Origin of the sequence: Desulfovibrio psychrotolerans (assembly GCF_013340305.1) — a bacterium.
Lineage (GTDB): Bacteria > Desulfobacterota > Desulfovibrionia > Desulfovibrionales > Desulfovibrionaceae > Halodesulfovibrio > Halodesulfovibrio psychrotolerans.
In genome coordinates, this window is record NZ_BLVP01000013.1 from 1 (window position 1) to 7995 (window position 7995).

Sequence of the window (7995 nt, forward strand, 5' to 3'; positions counted from 1 at the left end):
CTGTTCCGCCACCACAGCGGCATTGCGATGATAGGTAGATTCATAGTCACTGCCCGAGCCGCTGAGCGAGGCATAGGCATTTGCTCCCACGCCTCCACCGTTTGCGCCTACATTGGCCTTTATGCCCCCACCCGCAGATGCGGACACGCTGTCTGTGCTGTAGCGCATGCCCCCGGTGGCAGATTCTATGGTTAGGTCACGCCCGGCTTCCAGTGCTACGTCATTGCCCGCATACACCTGCGCACCCTGAATGGTGATATCCTCATCCGCCTTCAGGGCTACATTGTTACCGGCATATACGGTCGAGGTGACAGGCGTTTCTGTCTCCGTATGCTCCTTTGTCTGGGTAACGGAGAGACCGCCTGGATAACGACCGAAAAATTAAAAAGGCTGCCCGAATAGGGGCAGCCTTGATTGCAATTCGAGGTTGGTGGCTGCGTCAGGATAGTGGCTTAACTCTGTGCAGTCATTGTTTCAAAGATGGTGTGCCAAATAAATACCATCTCTGTACAATACTATCTTTGTACAGCAAGCCTGATGGCAACATCGCTTGCTACACATCGCCTTCGCTACACCACCGGGACAACTCTCTTGAGAGAGAGTCGACAACATCATCTATTTCATTTTCAAAACAATCATACCTGTTGTCATACGGATTCAGCTGTCGAATAATATCAAACACATCGTGCAACACACCATGAATATTTTGATCAACATACTTGCTTGTCGCGAAAGCTATTATGTCAACAAGCAACGCATCTGTTTTATATTGAATATCTCTACTCAAAACATCTGCATCGATAATTATACAATTCAAGCAATAGTCAACAAATTCCAATAGACTACACTTGATATCATCAATAAAACAACTAATCAGACAAATGTCATCAATTTCATCAGATTTGTGTGTAACCAAATCAAGCAGCGGGCCATCGACAACAGGCTGTGTGGCACACACATCATATGCATACTTCACAACATCATCAAAAGAAACACGTCCAGATATTCTACTCCAATATAAAACATTCCAAAAATTCATACATACTCTCGTCATTTTTTCAAAAACTGGTTTGCAACCCCAGAAACTTTGCCATTAGGCACAAACGCTCTATGCGTAACCTTGTCGCCACTAACAATCCACTCAAAAACTCCATCCTTATGCGTCCAAACACTAACATTTACACCGTCAACAACTTTTGCTGTTTCAATCTTCATAGTCCCTTGTATTTGATATAAATCTGAAACAAATTTCTCACCAGACTTGCTTGTTGATGATATTTCAAATTTTTCTGCGTATTGTGCATAGTTATCAACAATATCACTGAAGCTATGATATGTATCGCTAGCGTCTTTTGACTTAGATCCTGCACTACCTCCTCTCGGCAAATCAACAACAGGATGGCTAATCTTATATGCGTCAGATGCTTTGTCAATATCATGAATGACAGCAGATCCCTTCTCAGCAACCTTAACAGCATCTTCAGCCGTATCAATCTTGGAAGCTAATTCTGCTCCACGCTTAATCTTGGTAATTCCCGCAGGCACACAAGGAATTAACAAAGCCGCCGCGTCAGCGCCCAAGTCAACCCATCCCTCCTTAACCAATCCGTCATCACCGACATAGTAGCCATAACCGATCTTTCCGGCATCATACAAAACAAAAAGGGCATCCATCAGGGTGTCGAGAGCATTATTCCGGGCAGCATTTTCCCCAGTTGCCGCCGCAACGTTAACATCCCCGCCGATTAGAGCGGCTGAAATTCCAGCTGCCAACTTGGCAAAATCAACCCCATCCTTCTCAAGTTTCGGGATATCTTCACTTGTAAATCCGTGCTTAAGCCGATTGGCCAAATACAGTTCCGCAGTCGCTTCCCCAACCACGGCACCAACTGCCCCTGAAACACCGTCGCCCCCAAGGGCAACATCCATCGCTCCGCCCAGAGCCGCATGCGCTATATAGCGGCTCGCTCGGTTTATATCACCTTCCCTGAATGCTGTTCCAATTTCCGAAGCTACTGCTGCACCAATCTCCGCAACCACCGCTCCCTGCATGCCAGAAAGCAGGTTCTGACCCAGATCGCCACCATTTATGGCGGTATCCACAGCGCCGGAGATGGTGCCGTGTACCACGCCCTGCTGGATAGCACCCGGCAGGTCGGCAACAACATTGGATATATGGTCTCCTATCGTTGTGGCCTTGTCTGCTGCATCTGCCATTTCGGGTTTGAAGAATGTGGCATCCACACCCGCGATAATGGCGGCCGTGAGAATAGATGTCGCAAGAGAGCGGACAGCCCGTTCCGATATCAGGTCCTTGAACACGCCCCCAAGGTCGCCCTTGTTGTTGGCAAGGCTGATGGCGGCTTGGGCGCAGGGAAGGGTAAGAATTGAAAAAAGGCTGCCCGGGGAGGGGCAGCCTTAATTAGTAGTTCGGAGCGATGCCGCAGCTATGGACCACAAGAGAGACAATCATACCGGACAGAGAAGAATCTCTCAGAAATTCTTGCCAACAGCCCTCCAGCAACATAGGAACACTCTCACAAGCTCTCATTATCCTACATCTTGGGTTTATCAAAATGCTGGCTTCAACTAGAGAGTTATCCAGATCGTTATTTGCCATACTGAGCAGACACAACGACACCTACGTCTGACTATTCAAAAAAACTTGTGGTATTCGTCTAAGTATATCATCATATTCTAAATACATATCATTACAAAATACAACATTTTTACAATGAGACATCCATCTATTTCTATATGCAACAATAGACTTTATAGAGACATCTTCATATCCAAACTGAACCTTACAACACGAGCACAAATCGAACGTAGGCATATCTCCGCTCTCTCCCCATGGATAATAATCTTCGCTATACTCGCCACACACTCGACACTTTCTTAAGTCGACTTCATCTACCTCAACATAATCAGAATCTCTAAACACACCTAAACACCTTGTCCTCTTCATTGCGTTACCTCCCCTGACTGTAAAAGTATTCCAGATTAGAAGACATGCCGTGTACAGATGCATCTGGCTTAAACATCGTTTTGGGAATACCATCTTCTGAAAAGACTGCTATCGTATTCGATTGAGGATGATATTTTACTACTTCTCCATTAGTTCGAACAACGGTCAGAGTGCTGCCTTGGGTCCCAGTAAACATAGAGTGTGCTCTCTCAACATATTGATCAACAGAGTTAATGTCAGCGAACTCACCGCCATGCTTATTCCAATGCTCCGCAGCATTTACGCTACTGCTGCCGGGCTTACCGGTCGTCCAAAGACGATTTCCGTACTTTTCTTCAACAGCGAGAAGAAGCCCAACACCGTCATGCCCAACAAGAGAAACTAATACATCATCAACCTTCCCGCCCACCTTGGCAACAATCTTGGTCCCGACCGTGCCCAAGCCCAAGACGTGCAGGGCCTTGCCAAGCTTGATCATGACGACATTGCCCGGAATGGCATCCGTAGCCAAGCTAACCCCAATCTCCAAGGCCTTCGCTTCGACCTTCTCTCCATCTCCTTCTGAGATGGCTTGGGCAAGCTCCCACGCATCGCAGGCTGTTATGGCCTTATCGGCAATTTCCAACGCGACGAGCGCCGCTGCGGCATTTGGGTCCCCTCCCAGCGCAGCAGCGGCTTGGCCGCAGAGAAGGGTAAGAAATGAAAAAGGCTGCCCGGAAAGGGGCAGCCTTAGTAGGCAATTCGAAGCTGATTGCGCCAAGGGGCAGGCAACTTCCATCCCCGCTCTTACAGGCCCTATTCACTACTTAACACGGAGTCGCATAAGAAAAGCCCGGCACACGACCGGGCCAACAACTACGTGCAGCGGCTCAGGGCAAGGCGCAACGCTGCACCAATTTCTTCAGGGGAGCTTGTGGCTGGAATCACCACCCGTGCCTCTTCGACAACACCTTCCCATGCTTCCAGTTTTGCATGGTGCGTGGGGATCAACGTCAATATGCCGTTTTTGCTCTCAATGCTCACATTTTTCATATTTTTGAACAGAGCTCGTTTGTTTTTGTATCCGTAGCGCTCCATCAGGGCGTTTACCCATAAGGGGTAGTTCGCCTTGTAGTCGTAGAGAGACATATCAAACTCAACGCCTTCAGGATATGTGCTACCCTCCCGGCGGCTAGGGAGGATCCAACGACTATGCGCCAGAGCATCCACTACGGCTTCTCCAAGTTCCAGGTCATTGGCCTCAGGAGATAATAAGTGTTGCTTACCCTTCGGGTCGCGACGGTCTCCACCTCGATAACCCGAAAATGTGTCTACACAAATAAAATCGGCATTGCATACGACAGCCGCCCAGTAGCCTCTCGTTACTTCACTCATTTGACCACCGTGATCATAACTGTAACACCCTTACTTTGCCCATACTGAATCGCCTTGTTGATCTCCATCCATTGCGCAGGAGTTGTGTTATCGGGAATGGCTACTTTCAGTTCACGAGCCACAATTTGCGCTGCTTTTACTTCAGCTTCTAGCATCCTTGCGTAGCTGAAATTTGCTGCCGCATCCACATTACTTTTCAGGGAATAATACACCTGACTGGGATTAGCGATCTTCGCAGCGGTTGCTGTGTCCAAAGTTTTTACGCTAGTTGCAAGGCCTGTTTCAACATCGAAGAAGTCAAACGTCTTGAAATTCGCGGGCAAGCGCGTTTCAGCGGGTAAAAGCGATGCGATGTAGTTTTCAAAGGGCATTCCCTGTCCTTGGATTCCCTTCCCCCACTGAATACCTGTTTCCGCCAGATCGACAACCGTAGCACTTGCCTTCCCGGCACTGACGACCGCCACCTCCCCAAGCGCCTCTGCCGCATCCTCTAGCTTAGAGGCTGTCGTAAGTGCCTTGGAGCTTGCGAACTTAGAGCCAACCTTCTGGAAAAGAGAACCACAATTTGCATTCCCTACGACGAATGATGCTCCTACGCCAAGGCCTTTAATCAGGTTCCTGTCATCCTCGCTCAGCGAACTCCAGTAGGCGCTGACGGTATTACCCGTTTTATCATCCACATACGTGACAATGGCATCAGCCCCAGCCCCTAGCACTGAAAGCTGGCTTAGCACCCATTCGGTCTGCTCCGGGGCAACCTCGTATGCAAGCTCGCCTGCGGCGAGCAACCCAGACTCTACGAGTTTGGAAGCCGTGTCGTCGCCAGCACCAATCCGACGAATCCCTGCAACAACATCGCCACCACCTTCAACCGTTGCGTATGCAGCAAAAACCACACATAACAATGCTGCAATTGTTGCAAGGGCATTGTTCTCTGCTGCGTTTGCGCCTGTCATTGATGCAATGTTAACATCTTTTCCAAGCAGGGCTGCCGCTATCCCGGAAACAAGTGCAGATATGTTAACGCCATCTGCTTTGAATTTTTGAAGGCTCTGAGCCATTTGGTCGCGCTGTAGCTGATCCGTCCTTCCCTCGATGACCCGTTTGGCAAAATCCGTTACTTCTGTCTCTTTAGAGCTGTACAGCATCTCCCCTACAGCTTCACCAACTACCGCTCCAACAGCTCCAGAGGCCCCATCGCCGCCAAGAGCCAAATCCATTGCTCCGCCAAGGGCTGCATGGGCAATATACTGTGCTGCCTTATTGATGTTGCCGTTATGATGTGCCGCTCCAATTTCCGTGGCAGCGGATGCCCCAATCTCCGAAACAATCGCCCCCTGTATGCTGCCAAGCAGGTTCTGACCCAGATCGCCACCATTTATGGCGGTATCCACAGCGCCGGAGATGGTGCCGTGTACCACGCCTTGCTGGATAGCACCCGGCAGGTCGGCAACAACATTGGATATATGGTCTCCTATCGTTGTGGCCTTGTCTGCTGCATCTGCCATTTCGGGTTTGAAGAATGTGGCATCCACACCCGCGATAATGGCGGCCGTGAGAATAGATGTCGCAAGAGAGCGGACCGCCCGTTCCGATATCAGGTCCTTGAACACGCCCCCAAGGTCGCCCTTGTTGTTGGCAAGGCTGATGGCGGCATGGGGGCTTGGAAGGAGGAGGAATGGAGAAAGGCTGCCCGGAAAGGGCAGCCTTAATGGCGTATCGATGAAAAGAGAGAAAGCTGGCGAATGCTATCTCTGTACAGTCAGTGGATACTATCTCTGTACATACTATCTTTGTACACGCTGACAAGCATGAACCACTACAGATCACCATATTGAGTCGGGCTATTTCAATTTATAGACTGATATATTATGCTTTTTTGCAATGTCATCAATCTCACTGATTTGTACATGCCCAACTACTTTTAAAATACTATCCCAGTCTGGCTTCTCACCTTTAGTGTACATGCCTAGCGACTCTATGTATGGCATGAATGAATAGCATTTTGTTTCATCAAACACATCTTCCAAGCTTAGCCAGGTCGTTTCACATTCTTCGCAAACATAAATTATTATCATATTCTGCTTTAGCAAAACCTTCTCTATTCTTCCATCGTAAAGAGATGTGCAGCAAACTACACCTTTTTTATCTACGTCAATTCGATCTATCATAAAAACATCCTATTTTACTGGAAACGCTGTGACAATTTCACCTGTTCCAGGGATCGTAACTATCTTTATATAGCGTTCTCCTTTGGTGCCAACAATTCTACCCATATCCACAACATGGACAATTTTCCCTTTATCAAGCAATCCAGTTCCTCGCGTTCTCCAAGCCTCATCAACCATTCCAAGAATCTGGTCTTTCGAGACGTTAAACACACTATGTATTGGCTTTGTTTTGTCCTCTATTCCATGCGCAAGAACATGCTGAATTCTATTTCCAAACTTCCTATCAACTCCATACACCAAACCAGCTGGCGAGGTCCATGTTTTCGTTGCCTTGTCGTATGAGAGCTTAACACTCCCCGCACCAACGCCGCCACCCCCAAGGGATGCCTTGCTGCCGACAATCGCGCCAATGCTCCCGGCTAAAATGCTTATTCCAAACTCTGCTGCAGCAACATCATTTTCGAACTGATCTCTAAACCCAAAGCTATCAACATTTGGAGCCACTATAGATGATGACAAATTATACCGAAGCTGAGAAGCAATTTCTGTCGCAATCTCTGTCTTAGCCTGCTCAATATATCCTCCAACAATTGTATCCTTAGCAATGTCTCCCGCAACTGAAATTGCTGTTTTAATTGGACCGACAAGTAGAGTTTGCAATCCAAGCAAGGCCAGCGCAGCTTCTTCTTTGTATGGAATGCTTTCAAAATAATCTTTTGCAGAACCTAGAGCAGTTAGAACCATGACGCCAACAGGAGTTGGAGCGTTTAGATATATATCTAAATACAGCTCGCCATTCTCAATTCGCGTTGCACCTTTTTCTTGGTATATGGAATTTATACCGCCATTATCAAGAGCGTACTGAACATCAGCCAGTTGAGTTAAAACATTTTGAAACTCAGGATCCTTCATTAGTGCGGCTATATCCTGATCCTTTGCTCCTCCGCGTATCATATTCTGCATGGCCGAAAGGCCAGCTTCGCCCAAGTGCTTCATGTCAGGAGGGAGGGCAGCTGTGAGCGCTTTATATTCCCGGGCTAACTGCTGGAGCTCTTCACCTGCGCTCTTGAATCCCTCGACAATCCCCTCAAACCCGCTGGCAATTTCCTTAATTGCAGCCGGGTCGATATACACAGAAACAACCATCTCGGAATCCTTGGTAATCTCCTGCGCACGGGCAAGGTCGCGGTTCAGCCCTTCAAGCCCTGCGTTGGGGTCAGAGCGGATGATGATGGTGCCTTCACCAATGGTAGCGCGGTTGATCTGGCGGCGGTCTTTGGAGGAATAATCCACACTCACGGAACCCAGCGAAACATCCTTTGCACCCACCTGCTCCGGTGCCTTGGGGCCATCCACGCCGCCGTTGTGGCTACCGGATACACTCACCCCCACACTGATATTGCTGGCCGTGTCGTGATCGTGAATGTCGGCATAGGTCAGGGTGTTGGTGTCCAGCGTCAGGTCGCCGTTCATGGCAGCGAT

The 7995-nt window shown here is 48.6% G+C and carries 6 protein-coding genes and 2 pseudogenes; all 8 read right to left on the bottom strand.

The genetic code is table 11. The annotated features are described in order from the left end of the window. Positions 1-342 (bottom strand): annotated as a pseudogene (locus HUV26_RS13385) (hemagglutinin repeat-containing protein); the annotation flags it as partial. Between the two features lie 211 nt (positions 343-553). Then, on the bottom strand, positions 554-1039 hold the full coding sequence (locus HUV26_RS13390; RefSeq protein WP_174410654.1) for a hypothetical protein: 486 nt from the start codon (positions 1037-1039) through the stop codon (positions 554-556). 11 nt (positions 1040-1050) lie between these two features. Next, positions 1051-2388 carry a DUF637 domain-containing protein gene (locus tag HUV26_RS13395; RefSeq protein ID WP_174410658.1) on the bottom strand — a complete coding sequence of 446 codons (1338 nt, stop codon included), beginning with the start codon at positions 2386-2388 and terminating at the stop codon, positions 1051-1053. Positions 2389-2972: 584 nt separating this feature from the next. Then, on the bottom strand, positions 2973-3746 hold the full coding sequence (locus HUV26_RS13400) for a hypothetical protein (protein WP_174410655.1): 774 nt from the start codon (positions 3744-3746) through the stop codon (positions 2973-2975). 77 nt (positions 3747-3823) lie between these two features. Then, positions 3824-4342: a contact-dependent growth inhibition system immunity protein gene (locus HUV26_RS13405; RefSeq protein ID WP_174410656.1), complete on the bottom strand. Its 519-nt coding sequence runs from the start codon at positions 4340-4342 to the stop codon at positions 3824-3826. Further along, positions 4339-6066: an endonuclease toxin domain-containing protein gene (locus HUV26_RS16705; protein ID WP_205245150.1), complete on the bottom strand. Its 1728-nt coding sequence runs from the start codon at positions 6064-6066 to the stop codon at positions 4339-4341. Before HUV26_RS16705 ends, HUV26_RS13405 begins: the two co-directional genes overlap by 4 nt. Before the next feature lie 120 nt (positions 6067-6186). Next, positions 6187-6513, bottom strand: a complete 327-nt coding sequence (locus tag HUV26_RS13420) for a hypothetical protein (protein ID WP_174410657.1) — start codon at positions 6511-6513, stop codon at positions 6187-6189. Positions 6514-6522: 9 nt separating this feature from the next. Continuing rightward, positions 6523-7995 (bottom strand): annotated as a pseudogene (locus HUV26_RS13425) (hypothetical protein); the annotation flags it as partial.

Excerpts from the sequence above, each read along its gene's own strand:
- HUV26_RS13405 (WP_174410656.1), bottom strand. The coding sequence starts at position 4,342 with ATGAGTGAAGTAACGAGAGGCTACTGGGCGGCTGTCGTATGCAATGCC.
- HUV26_RS13390 (WP_174410654.1), bottom strand. The coding sequence starts at position 1,039 with ATGAATTTTTGGAATGTTTTATATTGGAGTAGAATATCTGGACGTGTT.
- HUV26_RS13420 (WP_174410657.1), bottom strand. The coding sequence starts at position 6,513 with ATGATAGATCGAATTGACGTAGATAAAAAAGGTGTAGTTTGCTGCACA.
- HUV26_RS13400 (WP_174410655.1), bottom strand. The coding sequence starts at position 3,746 with ATGGAAGTTGCCTGCCCCTTGGCGCAATCAGCTTCGAATTGCCTACTA.